Annotated in this window: 19 protein-coding genes; 18 read left to right on the top strand and 1 reads right to left on the bottom strand. The window is 45.1% G+C overall.

The features are described 5' to 3' along the window. The 14 genes from WJ238_RS05825 to kdsB all read left to right on the top strand — a co-directional run. The coding region (locus tag WJ238_RS05825; protein WP_337606408.1) for a glycosyltransferase at positions 1–550 on the top strand (550 nt) is incomplete at its 5' end. Continuing rightward, positions 453–1,337 (top strand): glycosyltransferase family 2 protein, encoded by an 885-nt coding sequence (locus WJ238_RS05820; RefSeq protein ID WP_230106618.1) that lies wholly within the window; start codon positions 453–455, stop codon positions 1,335–1,337. The genes WJ238_RS05825 and WJ238_RS05820, both read left to right, overlap by 98 nt. Beyond that, positions 1,294–2,577: a hypothetical protein gene (locus tag WJ238_RS05815; protein WP_337606407.1), complete on the top strand. Its 1,284-nt coding sequence runs from the start codon at positions 1,294–1,296 to the stop codon at positions 2,575–2,577. Before WJ238_RS05820 ends, WJ238_RS05815 begins: the two co-directional genes overlap by 44 nt. Beyond that, positions 2,574–3,332 carry an ABC transporter permease gene (locus WJ238_RS05810; protein ID WP_337606406.1) on the top strand — a complete coding sequence of 253 codons (759 nt, stop codon included), beginning with the start codon at positions 2,574–2,576 and terminating at the stop codon, positions 3,330–3,332. Before WJ238_RS05815 ends, WJ238_RS05810 begins: the two co-directional genes overlap by 4 nt. A 49-nt stretch (positions 3,333–3,381) precedes the next feature. Continuing rightward, positions 3,382–4,155 (top strand): ABC transporter ATP-binding protein, encoded by a 774-nt coding sequence (locus WJ238_RS05805; RefSeq protein WP_316266631.1) that lies wholly within the window; start codon positions 3,382–3,384, stop codon positions 4,153–4,155. Beyond that, complete coding sequence (locus WJ238_RS05800; protein WP_337606405.1) at positions 4,152–6,176, top strand: HAD-IA family hydrolase; 2,025 nt, start codon at positions 4,152–4,154, stop codon at positions 6,174–6,176. Before WJ238_RS05805 ends, WJ238_RS05800 begins: the two co-directional genes overlap by 4 nt. Beyond that, on the top strand, positions 6,173–7,570 hold the full coding sequence (locus WJ238_RS05795; protein WP_337606404.1) for an exopolysaccharide biosynthesis polyprenyl glycosylphosphotransferase: 1,398 nt from the start codon (positions 6,173–6,175) through the stop codon (positions 7,568–7,570). Before WJ238_RS05800 ends, WJ238_RS05795 begins: the two co-directional genes overlap by 4 nt. Next, positions 7,557–9,137 carry an aldolase catalytic domain-containing protein gene (locus WJ238_RS05790; protein WP_337606403.1) on the top strand — a complete coding sequence of 527 codons (1,581 nt, stop codon included), beginning with the start codon at positions 7,557–7,559 and terminating at the stop codon, positions 9,135–9,137. The genes WJ238_RS05795 and WJ238_RS05790 overlap by 14 nt, the downstream gene beginning before the upstream one ends. Beyond that, positions 9,138–9,653, top strand: a complete 516-nt coding sequence (locus WJ238_RS05785) for a KdsC family phosphatase (protein ID WP_230106611.1) — start codon at positions 9,138–9,140, stop codon at positions 9,651–9,653. Beyond that, entirely contained in the window at positions 9,634–12,315 is a 2,682-nt protein-coding gene (locus tag WJ238_RS05780) for a hypothetical protein (protein WP_337606402.1), read from the top strand. The genes WJ238_RS05785 and WJ238_RS05780 overlap by 20 nt, the downstream gene beginning before the upstream one ends. Continuing rightward, on the top strand, positions 12,312–13,865 hold the full coding sequence (locus WJ238_RS05775; protein WP_337606401.1) for a polysialyltransferase family glycosyltransferase: 1,554 nt from the start codon (positions 12,312–12,314) through the stop codon (positions 13,863–13,865). Before WJ238_RS05780 ends, WJ238_RS05775 begins: the two co-directional genes overlap by 4 nt. Next, the gene (locus WJ238_RS05770; protein ID WP_230106608.1) at positions 13,855–14,646 is read left to right on the top strand and encodes an LbetaH domain-containing protein; all 792 of its coding nucleotides are present in this window, start codon (positions 13,855–13,857) and stop codon (positions 14,644–14,646) included. Before WJ238_RS05775 ends, WJ238_RS05770 begins: the two co-directional genes overlap by 11 nt. 66 nt (positions 14,647–14,712) lie before the next feature. Continuing rightward, entirely contained in the window at positions 14,713–15,516 is an 804-nt protein-coding gene (locus WJ238_RS05765; protein WP_230106607.1) for a CatB-related O-acetyltransferase, read from the top strand. A gap of 82 nt (positions 15,517–15,598) precedes the next feature. Next, positions 15,599–16,363 (top strand): 3-deoxy-manno-octulosonate cytidylyltransferase, encoded by a 765-nt coding sequence (gene kdsB, locus WJ238_RS05760; protein ID WP_337606400.1) that lies wholly within the window; start codon positions 15,599–15,601, stop codon positions 16,361–16,363. Positions 16,364–16,412: 49 nt separating this feature from the next. On the opposite strand, the gene WJ238_RS05755 is transcribed toward kdsB, so the two are convergent. After that, a complete protein-coding gene (locus WJ238_RS05755) occupies positions 16,413–16,772 on the bottom strand; it encodes a metal-dependent transcriptional regulator (RefSeq protein ID WP_230106605.1) in 360 nt (119 codons plus the stop codon). A gap of 213 nt (positions 16,773–16,985) precedes the next feature. Here WJ238_RS05755 and pcrA point away from each other — a divergent pair, with 213 nt between their 5' ends. From pcrA to WJ238_RS05735, 4 genes are all read left to right on the top strand, one after another. Next, positions 16,986–19,217: a DNA helicase PcrA gene (gene pcrA, locus WJ238_RS05750; RefSeq protein ID WP_337606399.1), complete on the top strand. Its 2,232-nt coding sequence runs from the start codon at positions 16,986–16,988 to the stop codon at positions 19,215–19,217. A 139-nt stretch (positions 19,218–19,356) separates the two neighbouring features. Continuing rightward, positions 19,357–19,602: a DUF4366 domain-containing protein gene (locus tag WJ238_RS05745; RefSeq protein ID WP_230106603.1), complete on the top strand. Its 246-nt coding sequence runs from the start codon at positions 19,357–19,359 to the stop codon at positions 19,600–19,602. A gap of 130 nt (positions 19,603–19,732) precedes the next feature. Continuing rightward, positions 19,733–21,112, top strand: a complete 1,380-nt coding sequence (gene rlmD / locus WJ238_RS05740; RefSeq protein WP_337606398.1) for a 23S rRNA (uracil(1939)-C(5))-methyltransferase RlmD — start codon at positions 19,733–19,735, stop codon at positions 21,110–21,112. 293 nt (positions 21,113–21,405) lie between these two features. Continuing rightward, the coding region (locus WJ238_RS05735; RefSeq protein ID WP_337606397.1) for a recombinase family protein at positions 21,406–22,343 on the top strand (938 nt) is incomplete at its 3' end.

Genomic DNA, 22,343 nt, shown 5'->3' with positions numbered 1-22,343 from the left:
ATATGTGATATGCGGTGCAGGACCTTATGAATCTAAATTAAAAAGAGAGGTAAAAAGAAGGGGACTGGATGGTATCGTCTGTTTTCTGGGATTTCGCCGGGATCTGCCCTTTGTTTTACAGGGAGTAGATCTCTTCCTGTTTCCGTCTAAGCGAGAGGGACTGGGAATGGCCGCTTTGGAAGCAATGGCCTGCGCTGTTCCGGTAGCGGCAGCGGAAAACAGAGGGACAAGAGAATATGTAAGGCATGGGGAAAACGGGTTCCTCTGTGACCCGGGAAAAACGGAAGGGTTTCGCGCAGCGATCGAAGAGATAGAAAGGAAAGCAAAGCGGGGAAATGAACTGTCTGCCATGAAAGAAGCAGCAGTAAGAACTGCATCTGCATTTAGTGCAGAACAGTCAAAATCAAAAATGGAAATGATTTACAAAAGCATTGGGAAAGGAAGCAAGGAACATGAATCGAAGGAAAGTCAGTGTGATCATGAGTGTTTACAATCCAAAGCCGTTTTCCCAGCTGGAGACGGCGGCCAGATCTATTTTGGAACAGAGTGAAAGGGACTGGGAACTTCTGATCTATGATGATGGTTCATCCGAAGAGTGGAAAGAGAGGATCAAAAGTCTTGAAATGTTGGATTCAAGGATCCGCTGTCTGGAAGGAAAGGAAAACCGCGGTATTGCCTATGGCCTGAATCAGTGTATCCAGGAGGCGGAGGGAGAGTATATTGCAAGGATGGACGGTGATGATATTTCTCTGCCGGACCGGCTGAAGGAACAGGCGCATTTTCTGGATGAACACAAAGAGTATGAGTTTGTGGGATGCAGCGCTTTTCTCATAGGAGAAGATGGGGTGTGGGGCGTAAGAGAAATGCCTGAAATTCCGAAAAAAGAGAGTTTTCTTTCTTCTTCACCCTACATTCATCCTTCTGTGATGTTCAGAAAGAGCGTATTTGAAAAGCACGGATATTATCATGTGTCAGATGAAACAAAGCGATGCGAGGACTATGAACTTTTTATGCGCCTGCATATTTTCGGCTGCCGTGGGTATAATCTTCAGAAGAAATTGTTTTGCTACCGGGAGGACAAAGGAAGTTACAGGAAGCGGCGGCTCTGTTACAGAATAGATGAGATCAGGCTTCGCCGCCTTGGGTTTGCGGCACTTGGACTGAACGGGGCAAAAGCATGGATGTACCGCTATAAACCTTTGGCGGTGTGGATGATCCCGGGTATCATATACCGGGGGCTGAAACGCTGTCAGGCAGGAGGGCAGGCGGTGCTTAAGGAAAGGAGACAAAGCGGTGAGTACCCATACCCATGCCGAGATCATCAGCCGGGATTCTGAAGCAATACTGGCTCCTGCATTTGTAGAATTTGTAAAATGGGTTTTGAAATCCGCCGGAGAACAGAATATCCGGCGGATTTATTTTCTTGCCAGAGACGGATATCCGATGTACCGGGCGGCACAAATTTTAAGCCGGGGAAGAGAACCTGAAATAGAGTGCCGGTATCTTCGTTGTTCCAGATATGCACTTCGGATCCCGTCTTTCCATCTGCTCGGAAAGGAGGCGGCAGAACAGATCTGCCTGGGAGGAATAGATGTGACCCTTGAGAAAGTATTAAAAAGGGCAGCGCTGACCGATGAGGAGGCTGGGGAAATTGCCGGACTTTTGGGAAGACAAAAAGAGATGGACCGGATCTTGTCCTATGGAGAAGTCCAGATGTTGAAAAGAGAGCTTTTGGACATGGAAAAATTTTGGGAATATGTAAATATTCATGCCGGGGAAGCATATGACGCAGCTGCCGGGTATCTTAAGGCAGAGGGACTTATGGATGCAGTGCGCTGGGCGGTGGCGGACAGCGGGTGGACCGGAAGTATGCAGATGACCCTTCGGATCCTTTTGGAATCAGCCGGCTACAGGGGGAGGCTGACGGGATATTATTTCGGCCTTTATCATATCCCGGAGGGGGAGAAAAAAGAGAATTATCATGCATACTATTTCGAACCATTCGGCAAGATAAAGAGAAAAGTACATTTTTCCAACAGCTTGTTTGAATGCATGTTCAGCGAACCGGAACAGATGACGCTGGGATATAAGGAAACGTCCGGGGGATATGAACCGGTCAGAGAGCCGGGAGAAGTGAAAAATAAAGAAGCGCTGGAAATCATTGCAGACGCAGTAGAAAAAGAGGCGCAGAAAGAAGCTTTGGAACTTCCGGACCGTCTGCATCTGTGGCAGATGCTTGATCCTGATGTGATACAGAGAAAGATGGCAGATCTGATGAGCAGACCTGATAAGGAACAGGCGCAGGCTTTTGGGAATCTCTGGTTTAATGATGACGTCAGGGGAGAGGGACAGAAGATCGCTGTTCCCCTGACAGAAGAAGAGATCCGAAACAGTCACGTACTGCCCAGAGGAGCATCTATGACCGGTATCCGAAAAGAACCGGTAAAGGAAAGCGCCTGGATGGAGGGGAGCATTGTACTTGGAGGAAAGAGGATAAGATGGCATCTCTGGCAAAACCGGATGTATAAGTACATCCTCTACATCAAAAAGCAGATCATGGAGAAACGGAAAAAATGAGAAAGCAATCCTATTTTGTGATACAGGAACTGGTTTCCAGGGAACTGAAAAGAAAATACAGCAGATCCAGGCTGGGAATCCTGTGGAGTGTTTTAAGCCCTCTGCTTTCTATGGCTGTTCTGTCTCTGGTCTTTTCTGCCATGTTCCGAAAATCCATTGAAAATTATCCGGTTTATTACCTGACAGGTTTTATCCTGTGGAATTTTTTTACTACGGCCACCAATACAGCCATGACAGCTCTTGCGGATAATCAGACTCTGATCCTGCAGGTGAAATTCCCAAGGGAGGTGTTTCCTTTTGCCAGGGTATATACAGCTTTTGTCAATTTCCTCTATTCCCTTATCGCCTATGGGATCATTCTGCTGATTTTTGGAATACGCCTGTCGGCAGCAGTTTTCCTGTTTCCTGTGATCGTGTTTTTTATTTTCCTGTTTTCTCTTGGCATGGGATATCTGCTGTCAGTGCTTTATGTGTTTTTCGGTGATGTGCGGCATTTGTATTCAGTTTTCCTGACGCTTTGGATGTACCTTTCTGCTCTCTTTTATCCACTGGAACTTTTGCCGGAGACTATGCAGCGGCTGATCTGGCAGAATCCCATCTATAATTTCATTGCGGCGGCCAGAGACTGCATCCTTTATGGAACCTTACCCCGATCAGCTGTTATGATTCGGATTTTTGTGTGGGGGATTGGGATGTACGGGGCAGGCAAATTTGTATTTCAGAAAAGCCAGAGCAAAGTCATACAGAAATTGTAAAAGGGTATGCGGACATGGGGATTTATAATAAAAGGAGGGGAAAGAGAACATGAAAGAGGAAAAGAAAAAGGCAGGCTGCCCGGTTATTTCTGTTCGGGACGTCAGTATGTATTTTAAAGTACCGGAAGAAAGCGCTTCCAGTCTGAAGGAATTTACAGTGCAGCTGGCGGCAGGCAGACGGCGCTACCGTACACTCAAAGCTTTGGATCATATCAGTTTTGATGTGTATGAGGGGGAAGTGATGGGAATTATCGGAACCAACGGATCAGGGAAGAGTACCCTTTTGAAGATCATTTCCGGCGCTATGATCCCTACAGGAGGAAGTGTACAGGTAGATGAGAGCCAGGTTCAGCTCCTTACGCTGGGGACCGGCTTTGACCGGGAACTGACCGCCAGAGAAAATGTATATCTGAATGGTGCGATCTTGGGATACAGCAGGGAGTTTATCCGGAGAAAATATAGAAAGATCGTGGAGTTTGCAGAGTTGGAGGGCTTTATGGAACAGAAGATAAAAAACTTTTCCTCCGGTATGATATCCCGTTTGGGATTCGCCATTGCCACGGTAAGAGAAACGCCTGGGATCCTGATCCTGGACGAGGTGCTAAGTGTGGGAGATCTGTTTTTTAAGGAAAAAAGCGGCAGACGCATCGAAGAGATGATACACAGCGGGGCAACGGTTTTGATCGTCTCTCATTCTACAGACACAATTTTGAAAAACTGCAGCCGGGCGGTGTGGATTGAAAAAGGAGAGCAGAAAATGACCGGGAATCCGGGGGAAGTCTGCCGGGCTTATGTGGAGTATGGAAAGGAGAAAAAGAGATGAAAAGCGCAGGGCGCATATGGCTTTACCAACTGCTGGTAAACCGGGTTCCCGGTATTCGCAAGCGGTATCACGAAATGAGGAAGACGTATGGCGGAAAGAAGGGACAGCTTCTTAGCTGGTGCGCCCTTCTTTTTTGGAATATCCGGTATTATGTGCTGGGCGGCAGAGATGACAGCGGATTTTCCGGAAAGACTTATGAGAAAAAGAAACTGAAGCTTCAGGAGTCAGCCTGTCCGGGGCGCATGGATCAAAGAGCGCTGAAACAAAAGATGATGGCTGCTGACGTGATCTCCTTCGATGTATTTGATACGCTGCTTGTCCGGCCGTTTTCGGAACCGGCAGATCTTTTTTATCTGGTAGGGATGCATTTTTCCTGCCCTGACTTCCGGCTGCTTCGGGTAGAAGCGGAGCGAAAGGCCAGGCAGAGGAAAAAAAAGTGTGGAGAAGGAGTGGAAGTGACTCTTGCGGAAATCTGGGATCTTCTGGAAAAGATGACCGGAATCCCGGCGGAAGAAGGGATAGCCAAAGAAAAGGACATGGAGCGGAAATACTGTTTTGCAAATCCTTATTTTGCCGGCGTTCCGCAGAAGCTTCAAGAAGCCGGGAAAACAGTGATCGCTGTCAGCGATATGTATCTGGAACAGGAATTTCTGGAGAGTCTGCTTTTAGAAAAGGGATTCGGAGGGCTGGATGCCTGTTTTGTTTCATCCCGGTGGGGAGTCACGAAAGCAGAGGGGACGATGTACGGGAAGGTGGAAGCGGAGCTTGCAGGGCAGAAAAATTTCCTCCATATCGGGGATGATCGGTACAGTGACATTGCGATGGCAAAAAGAGCAGGATGGGATACGTTCTGGTATCCCAATATCCAGATGCAGGGGAGAAGATACCGCCCCCGGGATATGTCGGTCATTACAGGCAGTATGTATGGAGGAATGGTGAATATCCGGCTTCATAACGGCAGCAGGATTTATTCTCCCTTTTATGAATACGGTTATGTGTACGGAGGGATCCTGGCTCTTGGATACTGCCAGTTTATCCATGATTTTGTCAGGAGAAAAGAGATTTCACAGATTTGGTTTCTGGCAAGAGATGGAGAAATTCTGAAAAAAATCTATGATTGTCTGTACCCCGGGGAGGAGACAGTCTATGTGCTCTGGTCCCGGGGAGCAGCGGCACGGATTCTTAGCAGCGCATGGAAGGAAGATTTTTTTGAAAGGTTCCTTTTCCAGAAAACAGGACAGGGCTATTCCATGGCAGAAATTTTCAAGGCAATGGAGCTGGAGCATATGCTTTTGGAAGTCTGCAAAGATCTGGGATGCAGAGCCGATACCCGGCTGGATCTTCCCCTTGCCAAAAGATGCCGCTTCTGTCTGAAAAGAAGATGGCAGCAGGTGGAAACAGCCTACCGAGAAGAAAAAGAGGCTGCCAGAGAATATCTGACATCCCTTGCGGAGAATCATAGCAGGATTGCCGTAGTGGATATTGGCTGGGCCGGAAGCGGAGCACTGGGGATTTCGCATCTCTTAAGAGAGGAATTTGGACTTTCCTGCAAGGTGTATGGCCTTCTGGCAGGTACAAACACCTGTCACAATCCAAGACCGGATACGTCGGAGAGCTGCTTTTTTGATGGAATGATAGCAAGCTATCTTTTTTCACAGACAAAAAACAGAGATCTCTGGAAATTTCACGACCTGAACCGGAAGCATAATCTGTACATGGAGCTTCTTTTTACTTCGGATTCCCCCACATTGAAAGGCTTTTGCCTGGACGAGAATGGAAAAGTAGGATTCCGCTATGGAAAGAAAGAGGCTCACGGAAAGCAGATACGGCAGATTCAGCGAGGGATTTTAGATTTTACGGCGGATTACAGAAAATATTTTCCTGAATTTGTTACAGGAGAAAGGGGAATCATAAAGGGGAGAGATGCCTATGCACCGTTGCTGCTTTTTTTACAGGATAAAAAGGTCAGAAAAGCTCTGGAGCGTTTGTTTGACTGGGACACCAGCGCAGATACCCAGTGAAAGAAAAGAAAAACCGCAGGTATAAGACAATGAGGAAAGGACACAATACATTTAAAGCATGGAAAATATTGACTCAGGGGATGCTTATCGCCCTGTATTTTCTGGCATCGGCACAAGTAATGCGGGAAATCTGGAAAGAGCGTTATCTTCCGGTCACTCTTTTGTATATGGTGATGCTGGAAGTATCTTATCTGATGCTGGAGGCCGGAAATATCGAGCAAAGGAGGATCCTTGACCTTGTATACGGGCAGTTTTTCGGCGCTCTGTGTGCAAATCTCTTTTTTGCCCTGCTGATGTATACAGTCAGCACGCTCTCCTTTGAAGCCATACTTCCATATTTTTTCACACTGACTTTATTAGAGGTCATGTCAGGTATCCTGTGGGCCGTTCTCTTTTTCTGGATTTATCTGAAGGGACAGTCCTTCAAGAAAGCTCTTTTTATTTACGGGAACAGAGAGAGGATGCCTGAGACTGTTCTGAAAAATAACCGGATCAACGGATACTTTCAAATTACAAAATCTATGCATTTTAGAGAGGGAATCCCAAAAGCAATGAAACTGATGGAAGAATGTGAGGCGGTTTTCCTTGGAGATATTCCCTGTCAGGAGCGAAATGAGCTTATGAAAACCGCTGTCCGGATGGACCGGGAATGCTACAGTATTCCAAAAGTGACAGATATTTATATCAAAAATACTACGATCCTGCGGCTTTATGACAAAGTACTTTTCCGATGCAGCCAAAGTCGCCTCACAAGGGAGCAGGAGGTGATAAAGCGGGCAGAGGATGTGATAGTATCCTTCCTTCTTCTTGTTCCAGCCCTTCCTGTCATGCTGCTGATCGCACTTGGTATTAAGCTTGAGGATAGAGGTCCCGTATTTTACAGGCAGAAAAGAGTGACAAAGGGCGGCAGGGAATTTGACATGCTGAAATTCAGAAGTATGCATGTGGATGCGGAAAAGGACGGGCCAAGGCTTGCGGGAAAATATGACAGCCGCATTACAAAGGTGGGGAGAGTAATCCGGAATCTTCATTTTGACGAGCTGCCACAGCTTTTTAACATCTTTCGGGGAGAGATGTCTCTGGTAGGTCCAAGACCGGAACGGCGGGAGTTTATTGAAGAGTATGCAAAAATAATCCCGGAATTTACGGAGAGGCTGAAAGTGCGGGGAGGTCTTACAGGATATGCACAGATATACGGGAAATACAATACGGGCCCGGAAGATAAGATAAAATACGACCTGATCTATATTTATCAATATTCACTCCGGCTGGATATCCGCCTTTTGTTTCTCACTGTCCGCATTCTGTTTCAGAAAGAAAATGCGGAAGGGGTAGAGGAAAAAGAGCAGGATGACACCGGAGATCAGAAAGGAGACGGACATGGAAAACATTAGACTGCTGGATTGTACGTTAAGGGACGGAGGGTACATCAACGACTGGAATTTTGGGGAAAAGACAATCCGAAGTATCATTGACAGGCTGATCGAGGCCAAAACAGATCTGGTGGAGGTGGGATTTTTAAGGAACTGTACCTATGATCCTGACCGTACCTTGTTTCATTCTGTAAGAGAATTGAAAAAAGTCCTTCCTTCCAGCCATGGAAATACAAAATTTGTAGCTATGGCTCTTCACAATCAGTATGATATACGAAATCTGGAAGAGTGTGACGGGACTGTGGACGCAGTGCGTGTTACTTTCCATGACTATGATGCGGAAGAAGGACTGGATTTCTGCAGAAAGGTGAAGGAAAAAGGCTACCAGCTTTTTATCAATCCCATCAATATTATGGGTTACCGGGATCAGGAGCTGGTAAAGCTTCTGAAAAAAGTCAGCAATCTGGAACCTTACGGATTTTCTATTGTAGATACCTTTGGTTCCATGACAAAAAAAGAGTTGGTGAGGATTTATTCTCTCTGTGAGAACAATTTAGACGAAGCGATTGTTTTGGGCCTTCACCTCCATGAAAACATGGCCCAGTCTTTCCTTCTTGCCCAGACGTTTCTGGAGATGAAGGATCCAAGGAGAAACTGCGTTCTGGACGCTTCTTTAAACGGAATGGGGCGGGTACCGGGGAATCTCTGTCTGGAACTGATCATGGATTATATGAACCGAAGTTATGGGAAAGATTATGACATTGATCCGGTATTGGATGCCATCGAGGAGTATATTACTCCCATCAAGAGCAGGGAACCCTGGGGTTACATGGCGGAATATTTCATCTCAGCAAAATATAATCTCCACCGGAATTATGCCGAATATCTGCTGTCAAAAGGAACCCTCACCGCAAGAGACATGCATCAGATCTTAAAAATGCTGCCGGAAAACAAAAAAAGTGCCTTTGATCCGGCTTGTATTGAAGAGCTGTATCAAGAATATAAAAATCAGACTGTGTCAGATCAGGCTTCCCTTGGCAGTCTGAAACAGATATTTGAAGGCCGTGCGGTAGTTTTGCTGGCTCCGGGGACAAGTCTCGAATATCAGTGGGATAAGGTGAAAGGCTATATCAGATCCCAAAAGGCAATCATCGTGTCAGCAAATTTCTATTTTGCGGAGCAGGAAGGCGGCTTTGCCTTTTTCAGCAATGCAAAACGTTTTGCCGAGTATCAGGCGCTTCGGAAACAGGATATCCATGTGATTCTTACATCTAACATTACAAAAGGCGTTCGTCCGGGAGATGATGTCATCAATTACCGGCGCCTTGCCTTGGAAGGAGAAGAGCCTTCGGAAAACTGCGGCATTATGCTTCTTCGTCTGATGAGCCTTCTGAAAGTAAAGGAAGCCGCACTTGCAGGGTTTGACGGATACACAGAGGAAGGAGAAGATTATATGAAAGGATATTTCGGGGCGTTTCAAAATGCCAGAGAGGGAGATAACCGGAAGATTGCCGGAGAGATCCGGAAACTGCAGAAGAAAATCAAGATTTTGTTCCTGACTCCATCACAATACGAGGAGGCGGTTTAAATGCAGCAGGTACTTGAAAAGCTGGATATGATTCGGTATCTGATCCTGGATGTGGACGGCACGATGACAGACGGAGGGGTTTATCTGGACAGCCGGGGAGAGGAAATGAAAAAGTTTTCCATTAAGGACGGGGCAGGGATCCTCCTTGCAAGACAGGCGGGAATTGAGACTGTGATCCTGACAGGAAGAGAGAGCATGTGTGTTTCGAGAAGAGCAAAAGAGCTTGGCATCCGGGAGGTCTTTCAGAATATAAAGGATAAAAAAGAGTTCCTTGTCCGCTTCCTTGAAGAGAAAAAGATTGCCCCGGAGGAGGCTGCCTATATTGGAGATGATTTGAATGATCTGGAGGCAATGAAATGCGTAGGGACGGCTGTCTGTCCTCAGGATGCAGCGAAACAGATCAAGGCCTTCTGTCCTTTTGTACTTTCCAGCAAAGGAGGGGAAGGAGCAGTACGTGAATTTGTGGAGATGATTCTGGAAAAAAGGGGAATACAGTATGAAGGATTGGTTTTATGACAGGATTGTCCGCCGAAATGAGAGAATACAAAAAGAATATGAGCGCTATGTCCGGGGACATTTAGAGGAGCATAAGAAGAAAAGATGGAAACATTGGCTTGTGCTTCTGGGATTGTCCTGGAAATACCGGAACAGTCAGAAAAACCGGATCCATACGTTTGTCCTTGTAAAACAAAAGAAGGACAGTGCAAAGGTTCGCATGGAGTGGGTGCCGGGTGCTGTGTGCTACAATATTTATCTTTCTACAGACGGGGTGAAATACCATTTTTTGCAAAAAGAAAAGCATCATGTATGCACCCTGCAGGGAATGGGAAATGGAAAAATGTATTTCCTTAAATATAAGGTTTCCCTGGATGGCAGATTTTACAGCGAATTTTCAGAGGTTCTGACCGTATCTGCCGTACAGAATAAAGAACTGTACTTTATGGAGCAATTGTCCCAAAAGCTGGAAAAAGAAAATGGTTCCTCAGATATGAAAGGAAAAAACAGAAATCAAAATACGGCGGCAGGGATTATGACAGCGGAGGCAAAACAAGGAGAAGGAATCCGAATTTCCTGGAAAAGGGCGTCGGGGGCTATTCATTATAATCTCTACCGCGCGGAGGAAGGGAAACCGTATATATTTCTGATCCAGACCGAAAAGGACTCATATATGGATGAAAAGATCATCGGGGGAATTTCCTATGAGTACAAGCTGAAATATACAGGGGACGGGAAGAAATACCATGATTATTCCATCCCTGTTTCTGTAACGGCGCCGGCAGAAAAATACAGGGGAGGAAACAGTGGCCCTCTGCCGGAGAAAGGGGCCGAATCAGCCGGCGATGGACGGATCAGCTTTATGCATCTTGCAAAAGGGATGATGCCCTATGAAGTCATTTCATTCGATGTTTTTGACACACTGATCTTCCGTCCCTTTGAGCACCCTTACGACCTCTTTGTTCTGGAAGGGGAGGAGCTTGATATTATGGATTTCTGTGAGATCAGGCGAAGTGCGGAGGAAGAAGCAAGGCAGAACAGCCGTTTAAAAAGGGGCAACAGGGAAGTGACACTGGAGGAAATCTATGATCTTGTGGCGGACGAGACCGGGATCGACCCGAAGGAAGGTGCTGCACTTGAATTTTCCATGGAATGCCGCCTGTGTTACGGGAATCCCTACATGTTGGAAGTTTTTCATATACTCAAAGAACAGGGCAAGATCCTGGTAGCTTTGTCGGATATGTATCTTTCTGCTGCCAAAATGGAGAAACTCCTTTCCTGCTGCGGCTATGAAGGCTTTGACGAAATTATTGTATCCTGCGACTATAACTGTTCCAAAAGAGACGGGGGACTCTATGATGTGCTGAAAAAGAAGTATGCAGGCAGAACCATCGTTCATGTGGGGGATCATCCTGTATCTGATCTGGAATCAGCCCGGAAAAAGGGAATTGACGCCCGGTTTTATCAGAATGTCAATGAGGCGGGCAGGAGATACCGGGCGAAGGATATGTCTTATCTTGCGGGGAGCGCTTATCGTGGGATCGTTAATGCCTGGCTGCACAGCGGAAGGAGAAGTTTTACCCCTTACTATGAAGTGGGGTTTGTCTATACCGGGTTTTACTGCATGGGATTTTGCCAGTGGATTGCCCGTTATGTCAGGGAACATGAGCTGGAGAAGGTCCTGTTCCTTGCGCGGGAAGGGGATATTTATCAGAAAGTTTTTCAGGAAATGTATCCGGACATCCCCACAGAGTATGTTCTCTGGTCCAGGATTCCGGTGGTGAAAACGACAGTGAGAAAGAACAGGCATCCTTACCTTCTGCAGATCGTTCATCATAAGGTCAATGCACTGTATAAATCTATGATAGGGACGCTGCTGGAGCGGACCGGTATTGGAAGACTAAAAGCATATCTGCCGGATTACCGGCTGAAGGAAGAAGAATTTCTGACACCGGGAAATGAGAAAGTATTAAGGGAGCTTTTGCTGGATCACTGGGATGAAGTATGCAGCTGTTATGAGGCCGATGATACTTATATCCGTTCTTATCTGGAGAGAAAGATCCAGAATGCGAAAAAGGCAGCGGTAGTAGATGTAGGATGGTCCGGCAACAATGTGCTTCAGGTTAAGTATCTTGTGGAGGAGGCATACGGGATGGACTGTCGGATCCACTGTCTGCTGGCAGCTGCAAGAAATGTCAATGACACTTATATGGCCGGGATGATGCAGAGGAAAAGAGTGGAAACTTACATCTTTTCCAATATGTACAATAAGGGGCTCCACGACACCCATCAGGAAGAAAACAAGAAACTTAATTCTTTCTTTTTTGAGATACTCACCCAGTCAAGCACTCCCACCTTCCTTGGCTTTGATCAGCAGGGGAAGTTTCTCTATGACATTCCGGAAGTGGAAAACTACCGCCATAACCGGGAGATCCATCAGGGAACGCTGGATTTTGTAAAGGAGTATCAGAAAAGGTTCCGGGATTTTCCCTTTATGCTGGATATATCCGGTCATGACGCCTATATGCCGTTTCAGTATTTTTCCAGAAATCTTCTGTGGCTGAAAAAATATTTCGGAAATTATATCTTTGGCCGAGACCTTTTTGCTACTGGGGAAGAGGCTGTGATGGAATCAGTATCAGAGGTAATGAAAAAAGCAGGATTATGGGAGGAAGGATCATGATATTATATCAGGCGCTGTCGTCGTACCAGATTCTGGAATGTATGGTTCACAGACAGGTTTTTTATAAAGATCAGAAATGTATCTTAATCCTGGGAACCTATATCCGGGAGAGGATGCCGAAATACTGGGAACTGGAGACAAAGGGCTTTTTTGACGAAGTATATCTGTTCCGCTTTGGCGGATACAGGGGGAGCGAGGATGAGATCATACGTCAGGTAGAAGAAGAACTGAAGGTAAGCCTGCCTTATGCTCTGGAGGATTTTGAAAAAATACTGGCAGCAGGCATCCACACTTACCTGCAGGTATATATGGCTTTTCGAGGGATTCCCTTTGAAATGTTTGAGGATGGAAGCGGAGCCTTAAGCCGTCCCTGGATTCTGGCTGATATTCATCGAAAAAGTTCACCTGCCAGATATGAATTGATTGAAAAGTATAGACTGTATGACCATCAAAATTCCATGATTACAAAAAAATATTGTGATATGAAAGCCCAGGAACAGGGATTTTATGACAAAAAGGCAGAAGATTTTCAGGTTATGGAACACTTCCACAGTCTGACGGATCAGAAAAAAGACGACATCCGGCATATTTTTACCCTTCCTTTTCAAAAGGGGAGGGAGGACAGAGTGCTTCTTCTGACCCAGCAGTTTGCCAATTTGGGGCAGCTTCCCTACGACGGACAGATCTGTATTTACCATCACCTCTTTGCTTATTATTTAAGAGACAGGAAAGTTATCATTAAGACGCATCCGGATGATATTCTTTACTATCATCGGCTTTTTCCGGAGGCGGAGGTGATCCGTGAGACTTTTCCTTCAGAGCTTCTGCCCCTTGTGTTTGAGAAGATGCCGGACAGCGTCTGCACCGTAAGTTCTACAGGGGTCAATCAGATCCGGGGAGAATTTAAGGAGCATATTATTTTCGGACCTTCCTATGAGACAAGTTATGTGTATGACGGAATCTATTATGCAGCCTTACGGCTGGCGGACCATCTGGGCATATACCATATATGTGCATCAGGAGTCAATGAGATTCAGCTTCATTACCTGGCAGAGCTTTGTCCGGAATTTTCGGGGAAATTTTCAGTAAGTCGGGAAAAGGGGGAAGGATCATATCTTTGTTTTACAGGAGATCTGGAAGAAGAGGATGTGAGAATCAAAGGAGAAATAGGCGGGAAAGAAAGAGAAGAGGGGGCGGAAGGTATCCTGTATCTCAATGAAAAGAAAGGGTACCGGATGAAAAGCTTTGAGAAGATGATCCCTGTCAGTGTCCGGGAAGGGGAAAGGCAGCACACAATATTTTTTCAGTCAGGAAAGGAAGAGATAAAAGAAATGGCAGCAGAATTTTGGGAAGAGATCAAGCTTCCTTATCTGGAAGAGGAAATTGTCATTGAAAAATTAAATGACGATCAGATGAAAATCCGCATGCTGGAAGGGATTCTGGAGGCAACTCAAAAAAGGCTTCTGGAATATATCAGACGGGAAAAAGAGCTGAAGAGTAAAATTTCCGTATTGGAAGGAAAGGTGAAAAGAGATGTGGGTGAACCGTAGTCAGGCTCTTATGCTTCCTGACGGAAGACGGGCAGTCACAGTAAATGGAGACTGCAGGATCGGTCATAAGAGAAGATGTCCCCGGGTAGATATAGAGGCAGCGGTGTGTATTGGTGATGGAGCAGAGATCGAGGCCGGATTTATCGGTATGGGGACTTTTATCGGAAGGGGAACAAGTATCCTGCGGACAGAATCGGTGGGACGTTTTGTCACAATAGGGGAATACTGCAGCATTGGGGCGGAACTGGCAGAAACGGGAAAGCGTATCAGTACCTCTTATTTTGTAAAGGGGCGCGCTCTGTCCTGGTATGAAAAATTTATGGTTCCTGTACAGGTGTATCGATCAACTGCAAAGAAGAAACTGCGGATAGGGAGCGATGTTTATATCGGTGCCCATTCAGTAGTGGCGGAAGGAATCTCTATTGGCGATGGAGCCATCCTTTTACCCGGTACCGCTGCTGATAAAGATATACCTTCTTACTCGGTTGTCTATGGTAATCCGGCAAAGATATGGGAATATCGTTTTAGCAGGGAAGAGACAGAACGTTTGAAGAAGATCCGGTGGTGGGATTATGGGGAAAGACTTCTTGGAAAAGCAGATTTTGCAAGGGCAGATTTTGACAAAGTGCTGGAAATCCTGGAGAAAGAGAAGGATCAGATAACGCCGATCCTTCCGATGGAAACCGGAATGAAAATCCGGTATAAAGACGGATACTGCTGTATTTACAGTAAACTTATGGATCAAAAGACGCTCCTTTACCAGTTTCCGGAAAATGGATAAAATTTCGGACAGTCAGAGCATACCGACGTCGGTGTGTAAGGAAAAAGAGACAGGTGGAATGAAGACATGCTTATCAATTCAAAATTTTATTTTCCAACAGAATACGGCCAGGGGGTTACACTTACCGGAGAAGATACAGATATTTGCTATGCCTCTGCAAAGGATTGTGTGCTGGAGGCTCCCGTGAGATTTTGTTCCGGAGTGAAGATTGATGCGGAGAAGATCGGAGCATTTTCTTTTTTTAATCAGAACAGCAGCCTTAGGTTTATCGAATCCATTGGAAGATTCGCCCTTTTTGCTTCAGAAGTGATCATGGGAGGCGCCGTTCATCCCGTTGAATCCATCAGTACCCATCTTCTTTTCCAGAATATGGACAACAGCTGGAACCGGAATTTCCACAGTCTGTGCAGTCAGGAGGGTTTTCTGGAAGAGATTGTGCGTTATCAAAAAGAGCATGAACTGAAAGGAAAGACAAGGATCGTCATCGGCAATGATGTCTGGATCGGTAACCGGGCTGTCATTTTGAGGGGAGTGACCATCGGAGACGGCGCCGTGGTAGGAGCGGGGGCAGTGGTGACAAGGGATGTGGAGCCTTACACGATTGTGGGAGGCGTGCCTGCAAGAACGATCCGGAAACGCTTTTCAGATAAAGTGATCGAAAAGCTGGAACAGGTTAAATGGTGGGATTACGGGCCGGATATTATGGCCGGAATTGATCTGAATCAACCGGAGGAAGCGGTGAAATATCTGGAAGAAAGAGTAGAAAACGGATTTGCCAGATATGCAGGGGAGAAATTTGCCTTTCACCCTGGAAGCAGAACGATCACAAGGAGAGAGAATAAAGAAGAGGTCCTTTTATATAAAATATAATGTCAATGGCGGCGTACAAGAGAGGGAATCATCTCAGGCAGATGTCTTTTGTGTCGCTTTCGGGAAAGGGAGGAAAAGCATAATGCGGACAGCAGGAATTATACCGGCCAGATATGGAGCATCCCGGCTTCCGGGGAAACCCATTCAGGATATCCAGGGAAGGCCGATGATCTGGTGGGTGTATCAGAAGGCAATAAAGGCAAAAAGATTAGATCAGGTTCTGGTAGCGGCAGATGATGAGAGGATTATGGAAGAATGCAGCAAATGGAAGATTCCGGCAGTTCTGACCGGAACATCTCACCGCAATGCAGCCAGCAGGCTTCAGGAAGTATCCGAAAGGATTGGGGCAGACTTCTATGTGCAGATCAACGGTGATGAACCTTTGATCCGTCCGGAATATATCGACGCTGTGATTCCGGATACTATTCCGACAGAGGAGGAGTTTGGCACCAATATTATTGCACCTGTGGCATCTCCGGCAGAGGTGCTGGATCCCTCCAATATTAAAGTAGTGTTTGACTCATCCCTCCGGGCACTCTACATGTCGAGAACGCCAATCCCCAACCCTTTTCTATCCATTGATGTTACCTATTACAAACATGTGGGGATTCTTGGATATAATAAGAAGATGCTGGACTTTTATAAAAATTCTGTGCCGGGGACTTTTGAGAAGATTGAGGGAATCGACACACTGCGTTTTTTGGATTACGGAAAACATCTGCAGTTTATTGTGCTTGAAGAGGTGGAAAGTCTTTCAGTGGATACGTCCAAGGATCTGGAATATGTAAGAAAATTACTGCAGAGAGAAAAAGATATTGTCGAAACGGGCAATAAAAAAAGCCGGTAAAGAACGAAATCTTTACCGGTTTTGTGTTTGCTGATAACAGTGAAGATCTTTATTCAATATGGCGTTTGATCGCTTCAAAACTTTCGGCGCTGATGACATGTTCCATGCGGCAGGCATCTGCTACAGCTACCTTGGGATCCACGCCGAGACGGATCAGCCAGGAAGAGATCAGCTGATGACGTTCATAGATACATTCAGCAATTTCCCGTCCGGATGGCGTCAGAGTGATGTAACCTTCCGGTGATACCTGAATGTGATTGCTTTCACGCAGTTTTTTCATAGCCACGCTGACGCTGGATTTTTTAAAATCCAATTCGGTAGCAACATCCACAGAGCGGACGACAGGATGGGATTTGCTTAAGATAAGAATCGTTTCCAGATAATTTTCCGCAGATTCATTTATATTCATATCTGATCACCTCGGTTTCTTGCGCAAAAATCAGCGCAGTGTAAACACATTGAATAGAAATTTCAACCCTATCTCAGTGTTAGTACATAGTATAGCATAAGAATGCTGTCACATCAAATATAATTCTATAGCGGTGTGAGTCAAGGCTGGAAAGAAAAATAAAAGTATGGTATGATGAAGCGTAACGTGAAAATATCATTTTAAGGAGAAAGTATGAGTATTTATGACAGCCTGAACGGGCCGCAGAGAGAAGCGGTATATCATACAGAAGGACCACTTTTGATCCTGGCAGGCGCCGGATCGGGAAAGACCCGCGTGCTGACACACAGGATTGCATATTTAATAGAAGAAAAAGGAATTAATCCCTGGAATATCCTTGCCATTACTTTTACAAATAAAGCGGCCGGCGAGATGAGAGAAAGGGTGGATCAGATCGTTGGTTTTGGGGCGGAAAGCATTTGGGTGAGTACTTTTCACTCTACATGCGTGAGGATTTTGAGACGCCACATTGATCGCTTGGGATGCGATACAAATTTTACGATTTATGACACAGACGATCAGAAAACATTGATGAAGGATGTGTGCAAACGTCTTCAGATTGATACAAAAGTTTATCGGGAGAGAAATCTTCTGGCAGCTATTTCAGCGGCGAAAAATGAGCTTATTACTCCGGAAGAATACCGGCTGCAGTCAGAAGGGGATTTCGGAAGGCAGAAAATAGCTTCCGTCTATGAGGAATATGAAAAACAGATGAGGGCAAATAACGCACTGGATTTTGACGACCTTCTTCTGAAAGCGGTGCAGCTGTTCCAGACACAGCCGGAGGTTCTGGACTATTATCAGGAGCGCTTCCGGTATATTATGATCGATGAATATCAGGATACCAATACGGTACAGTTTCAGCTTGTCAGTTTGCTGGCAGCTAAATATCGGAATTTATGTGTAGTAGGTGATGATGACCAGTCTATCTACAAATTCCGGGGAGCAAATATCAGAAATATCCTGAATTTTGAGCAGGTGTTTGAGGATGCCAGGGTGATCAAGCTGGAGCAGAATTACCGGTCTACAAGTACGATACTGGATGCGGCAAATGCAGTGATAAGAAACAATAGAGGCAGAAAAGAAAAGACATTGTGGACGGATAACGGTCAGGGAGAAAAGATCACCTTCCGTCAGTTTGACACTGCCTATGACGAGGCAGAATATATTGTGGGCGATATAAAAGAGAACATAGAAAACGGAAGGTGCAATTATAATGATAATGCGGTCCTTTACCGGACAAATGCTCAGTCCCGGCTTTTGGAGGAGAAGCTTGTAGCGGCCAATATTCCCTATAAAATTGTGGGCGGCATTAATTTCTATGCAAGGCGGGAAATAAAAGATCTGCTTGCTTATTTGAAGACCATTGATAATGCCAGAGATGACCTTGCGGTCAGACGTATTATCAATGTTCCCAAAAGAGGGATCGGACTTACCAGTGTAAACCGGCTGCAGGAATATGCCCTTGCCAGAGATATCAGTTTTTATGAGGCTCTGCTGGGAGCAGATCTGATTCCGGGAATCGGAAGAGGGATTGCACGGCTGGAGTCATTTGCGGCTTTGATGGAACATTTCCGTACCAGGGCTGATGAGATCAGTATTTCTCAGCTTCTGGATGAGATCCTGGAAACGACGGGGTACATAGAAGAGCTGAAAACAGAAGGGGAAATCGAGGCGGAAGCAAGAATTGAAAATATCGATGAGCTGAAAAATAAAATAGCCGCTTATGAGGAGGCCTGCCAGGAACAGGGAGAGAGACCGAGTTTAAGCGGCTTTCTGGAAGAGGTTGCTCTTGTAGCGGATGTGGATAGCCTGGATGAGAACAGCGACTATGCTGTTTTGATGACGCTGCACAGTGCCAAAGGACTGGAATTTCCACAGGTTTATCTTGCTGGTATGGAAGATGGGCTGTTTCCAAGCTATATGACCATTACGGCAGACGACCCGGAGGAGATAGAGGAGGAGCGAAGGCTTTGTTATGTGGGAATCACAAGGGCTAAGGAACATCTGACTTTAACCTGCGCAAAGCGCCGTATGGTAAGAGGAGAAACGCAGTACAATAAAATGTCCCGGTTTTTAAAAGAGATTCCTATGGAACTTCTGGAAACGGGAATAAAATTTGAAAAAGAGGAAAGGGAAGAAGAAAAACCGCAGCCGTGGCAGCAGGCAAGGCAGTCTTTTCGGTCAAAGCCCTTCACTGCGCCAAAGCCGGTACAGCAGTTTAAAGTTGCAGGAGGAAAAGGTCCCGGCTATGATGTGGGCGACAGAGTACGTCATGTCAAATTTGGAGAAGGGATTGTGACTTCCATTGTAGAAGGCGGAAGAGATTATGAAGTGACTGTGGAATTTGATACGGCCGGAACGAAAAAAATGTTTGCAGTATTTGCAAAACTGCAGAAAATATAAAAATGTACAAAAACTTATACCGGGATTTTTCAGAAAATTTCCCGGGAAAAGCAGTAGTAATATGGCGCAGATGGTGTTATAATAAAATATATTAAATCTATACCAGCCAGACGGGCATAAGAAAGGATGTGTAGGAAAGATGAGCAAAGTAGAGGATATTATTGCAGCATCAAAACTGAATGAGCTGATTCGGAAAAAAGATGATGATGAAAAACGCGGAAAGACAGTGCTGTGGGTACTGGCCATTGTAGGAGCGATCGCAGCAGTGGCAGCAATTGCATATGCAGTATATTGTTTCTTTACCCCAGATTACCTGGAGGATTTTGAAGAAGATTTTGACGATGATTTCGATGACGATTTCTTCAGTGAGGAAGATCAGGTATAAGGGCCAAAAGGAGAAGAGACAGAACACTATGTTCTGTCTTTCTTTTTGTTACGGTGACGGGTCAAAGTCCGGGTGTGCTCGAGACCTTGGTGACCGCTTCAGGAACAGATAAAGGAGAAAGAAAGCAGAAATGAAAAAAGGACAGATAGTAGAAGGAATTGTAGAAAAGATAGAGTTTCCCAATAAAGGAAAGGTTTATGTGCCGGAAGAGGAGCAGTATGTCATTGTAAAAAATACAGTTCCCGGTCAGAAAGTCAAATGCTCTGTCAACAAAATGAGAAAAGGTAAGGCAGAAGGGCGTCTTTTGGAAGTAACAGAGAAATCTTCACTGGAGAAAGATTCTCTGTGTCCTCATTTTGGACAGTGCGGGGGATGCACTTACCAGAATCTGCCCTATGAACATCAACTGAAGCTGAAAGAACAGCAGGTCCATGAGATGTTGGAAAAGGCGGCAGACCATGAATTTCAGTGGGATGGAATCTTCCCTTCACCTGTGGAGGAAGCATATAGAAATAAGATGGAATTTTCTTTCGGAGATGAATATAAGGATGGACCGCTGGCTCTTGGCATGCATAAAAGAGGCAGTTTTCATGATATTGTCAATGTAGGAGAATGCAGGATCGTAGACGAAGATTTCCGCCAGATTCTTTCTGCTACGCTGGAGTTTGCAAAAGAGACAGGGCTTCCATACTATCACCGGATGAGACATATAGGATTTTTCCGTCATCTTCTGGTACGAAAAGCAGCAAAAACGGGAGAAATCCTGGTAGATATCGTGACGACCACACAGAATCAGGCAGACCTGGAAAGCTGGGCCAATCGTCTGGTGGAGTTGGAAAAACAAGGATGCTTGAAAGGGAAAATTGCCGGGATCCTGCATACATCCAATGACAGTCTTGCTGATGTAGTGAAAGATGAAGGTACAGAAATTTTGTACGGTCAGGATTATTTTTATGAAATATTGCTGGGACTGAAATTTAAGATTACGCCATTTTCTTTCTTCCAGACAAACTCTCTGGGAGCGGAAGTTCTCTATGAGGCTGCCAGAAATTATGTGGGAGAAACAAAAGATAAAGTGATTTTTGACCTTTACAGCGGTACAGGAACGATTGCACAGATTCTGGCACCGGTGGCAAAAAAAGTAGTCGGCGTGGAGATTGTGGAAGAGGCGGTACGGGCTGCCAGAGAGAATGCAGCTTTAAACGGCCTTGATAACTGCAGTTTCTGGGCTGGAGATGTACTGAAGGTCATTGATGAATTAGGAGAGGTTCCCGATCTGATCGTTCTGGATCCGCCGCGGGACGGCGTGCATCCCAAGGCCCTTGAGAAGATCATCGGTTTCGGAGTAGAACGTATCGTGTACATTGCCTGTAAACCTACCAGCGTTGCCCGAGATCTGGAAATGCTGCAGGGAAGAGGCTATCAGATGGAAAGAGCAGTGTGCATTGACCTTTTCCCGGGCACATATCATGTGGAGACGGTAGTATTGATGTCAAAAGTCAAAGAATAGAATATTGAAAAAGTGTAGAAAACAAGGGATTTCCGGGAGTCGGGGCTTGTCAGAGGACAGGTTTCGATTCCCGGATTTTTTCATTTTACGGGTAAGTGGGAACTGGTCTACTGTGAAAGACGGCGGAGAGTTGAGTGGATAAGATAGATATTGGGGATGTTGTGGAGACAGGATTGATAAATGCAGGTTGAGTGGATAGAATGATTGTAAAAAGGCTAGTTATCATGTAAAATATGAATACAGATGTTAGTTAGTCTATGCGGATATTGTTAGATTTGTAGAGGAGATGATGTATGGATAATTTTAAAAAAGTTCATTTCATACCACCCATACCACAGAAACGGGACAAGCGCATCGGAATATATTGTCGTGTTAGTACGAATAGTTCAGAACAGTTACAAAGTTTGGCTGCACAAGTATCGCATTTAACAAAAATAACGGCGGCTACACCGCAATGGCTTCTTGCGGATGTGTATATGGATATTTCTACTAGCAAAACAGGTTCTTCACGCAAGGAATTTAATCGTATGTTGGATGATTGTACATCTCATAAACTAGATATTATTTTTACAAAAAGCATTAGCCGTTTTGGAAGAGATACTGTTGAAACTATAGAGGCATTGAGCATATTAAAAAATGTCGGTGTACGTGTAATATTTGAGCAAGAAGAACTTGATACAGCAAACACAGACAGTGACTTAATGATTTCAATTATTGAATCTTTTGCACAAGCAGAAAATGAGTCTCGCAGTGAAAATATAAAATGGGGAATTAAGCAGGGGGCAGCCTCAGGAACCTCGAAATTATATGATAGAAAGTGTTATGGGTATAAACATAATGAAGAAGGTAAGTTAATTATTGATGAAGAAACAGCGAAAAATGTAAAAATAATATTTGACTTGTATTTGAATGGACAAAGTGTTTTGGGTATTATCAAGGAACTTGAGGAGCGGAAAATTTCGTCTCCTACAGGAAAGGAGAAATGGTGTAAGAGAACCATCGATGTTATGCTGAGTAATGAGAAGTATACAGGGGATGTTCGACTATTGAAAACAGGTAACAGCGAAGTACATTATTTGGCAACAGATAATCATCAGGCGATAATATCAAAGGAAGTTTTTGAGGCTGTGCAGATTGAAAAGAAACAGAGGAGTAATGTAATACAAGTCGGAAATAGAAAAAAGCGTAAGAATAGAAAGTTTAGTTCAAAAAAGAAGCATAAAATTAGAAA

It is taken from the genome of Claveliimonas sp., assembly GCF_037273965.1.
Classification (GTDB): domain Bacteria; phylum Bacillota; class Clostridia; order Lachnospirales; family Lachnospiraceae; genus Claveliimonas; species Claveliimonas bilis.
This window is presented reverse-complemented; position numbering and strand designations above follow the sequence as displayed.

Excerpts from the sequence above, each read along its gene's own strand:
- kdsB (WP_337606400.1), top strand. The coding sequence starts at position 15,599 with ATGCGGACAGCAGGAATTATACCGGCCAGATATGGAGCATCCCGGCTT.
- WJ238_RS05775 (WP_337606401.1), top strand. The coding sequence starts at position 12,312 with ATGATATTATATCAGGCGCTGTCGTCGTACCAGATTCTGGAATGTATG.
- WJ238_RS05765 (WP_230106607.1), top strand. The coding sequence starts at position 14,713 with ATGCTTATCAATTCAAAATTTTATTTTCCAACAGAATACGGCCAGGGG.
- WJ238_RS05805 (WP_316266631.1), top strand. The coding sequence starts at position 3,382 with ATGAAAGAGGAAAAGAAAAAGGCAGGCTGCCCGGTTATTTCTGTTCGG.
- WJ238_RS05790 (WP_337606403.1), top strand. The coding sequence starts at position 7,557 with ATGGAAAACATTAGACTGCTGGATTGTACGTTAAGGGACGGAGGGTAC.
- WJ238_RS05810 (WP_337606406.1), top strand. The coding sequence starts at position 2,574 with ATGAGAAAGCAATCCTATTTTGTGATACAGGAACTGGTTTCCAGGGAA.
- WJ238_RS05755 (WP_230106605.1), bottom strand. The coding sequence starts at position 16,772 with ATGAATATAAATGAATCTGCGGAAAATTATCTGGAAACGATTCTTATC.
- WJ238_RS05745 (WP_230106603.1), top strand. The coding sequence starts at position 19,357 with ATGAGCAAAGTAGAGGATATTATTGCAGCATCAAAACTGAATGAGCTG.
- WJ238_RS05785 (WP_230106611.1), top strand. The coding sequence starts at position 9,138 with ATGCAGCAGGTACTTGAAAAGCTGGATATGATTCGGTATCTGATCCTG.
- pcrA (WP_337606399.1), top strand. The coding sequence starts at position 16,986 with ATGAGTATTTATGACAGCCTGAACGGGCCGCAGAGAGAAGCGGTATAT.
- WJ238_RS05780 (WP_337606402.1), top strand. The coding sequence starts at position 9,634 with ATGAAGGATTGGTTTTATGACAGGATTGTCCGCCGAAATGAGAGAATA.
- WJ238_RS05800 (WP_337606405.1), top strand. The coding sequence starts at position 4,152 with ATGAAAAGCGCAGGGCGCATATGGCTTTACCAACTGCTGGTAAACCGG.
- rlmD (WP_337606398.1), top strand. The coding sequence starts at position 19,733 with ATGAAAAAAGGACAGATAGTAGAAGGAATTGTAGAAAAGATAGAGTTT.
- WJ238_RS05820 (WP_230106618.1), top strand. The coding sequence starts at position 453 with ATGAATCGAAGGAAAGTCAGTGTGATCATGAGTGTTTACAATCCAAAG.